Annotated in this window: 1 protein-coding gene; it reads left to right on the top strand. The window is 57.7% G+C overall.

The window, feature by feature from the left end:
- Positions 1-841: 3'-5' exonuclease (locus BG74_RS15785; RefSeq protein ID WP_305809561.1), on the top strand; the 841-nt coding region annotated here is incomplete at both ends.

The raw sequence follows: 841 nt of genomic DNA, 5'->3' as shown, positions 1-841 counted from the left end.
CAGCCGGCGCTGCGCGTCTGGCTACAGCAGGGCGCCGGCGTAGGAGTAAGCGAGTACCAACAATATATGGCGCGCCAGTGTGCCGCGACCATTTGCGACTGGCTTTACGCCGCGCGTGAAGGCGAAGCCTGGCTTGAAGGGCGCTGGGGCCGTGAGCCGTTGCAGGCGTCAGATATCACGGTACTAGTGCGTAACCGCAATGAGGCGGTGCTGGTGCGTGACGCGCTGGCGGCGCTGATGATCCCGGCAGTGTATCTTTCCAACCGGGACAGCGTCTTCGAGACGCCAGAGGCGCTCGAACTGCAATGGATCCTGCAGGCAGTTTTGACGCCGGAAAAGGATACCGCGCTGCGCCGCGCTCTGGCCACTAGGTTGCTGGGCTTTGATGCTGCCACCATTGATGCTTTGAATAACGATGAGCGTCGCTGGGAGCAGAGGGTTGAAGAGTTTGCCGGCTATCGACAGCGCTGGCAAAAAAACGGCGTACTACCGATGCTGCGTCAAATGATGATAAACTATCGCATCGCGGAAAGCCTGTTGGCAAGCCAGGGGGGCGAACGCCGGCTGACCGACGTATTACATCTGGGAGAACTACTGCAGGAAGCCACGACACAACTGGAGAACGAATTTGCGCTGGTCCGTTGGCTGACGCTGCAAGTTGAGTCTCCTAATTCACAGGCGACTAATCAGCAATTGCGGCTGGAAAGCGATCGTCATCTGGTGCAAATCATTACGGTGCATAAATCTAAAGGTCTGGAGTTCCCTCTGGTGTTCCTGCCCTTTGCGGCTGATTTTCACGTGCAAAAGCGGCCGCTGTTTCACGATCGTCAGGCGTATAGGG

Source organism: Sodalis-like endosymbiont of Proechinophthirus fluctus (assembly GCF_001602625.1).
Classification (GTDB): Bacteria; Pseudomonadota; Gammaproteobacteria; order Enterobacterales; family Enterobacteriaceae.
Note: the sequence above shows the minus strand (reverse complement) of the source record. Positions and strands in the feature narration are given on the sequence as shown.